Raw genomic sequence first — 230 nt, forward strand, 5'->3', positions numbered from 1 at the left:
TTATTACTCCGTGCCGTTTTTTATGTATGGCCAATTTGATGCCCAGGACCGCTTGTGGATTGGCAACTCAGACGAAGGCGTGCATGGTGTCGACGGGCATACGTTCCGGGAGATCACGCCCTGGGATACGGCCCGGCAGCGCGCGCTGCGGCATAATAATAACCTCATCAATGACATGCGCGCTGGTCCCGACGGTCGTCTCTGGCTGGGCACCATGCGCGGTGTATACT

At 57.4% G+C, this 230-nt stretch carries 1 protein-coding gene; it reads left to right on the forward strand.

The genetic code is table 11. The annotated features are described in order from the left end of the window. Window positions 1–22: 22 nt before the first annotated feature. Window positions 23–230 (forward strand): two-component regulator propeller domain-containing protein (locus KK062_RS30620; RefSeq protein WP_254088163.1); only part of this gene is annotated, 208 nt, incomplete at its 3' end.

This window comes from Dawidia cretensis, assembly GCF_018598175.1.
GTDB classification, from domain to species: domain Bacteria; phylum Bacteroidota; class Bacteroidia; order Cytophagales; family Cyclobacteriaceae; genus Ohtaekwangia; species Ohtaekwangia cretensis.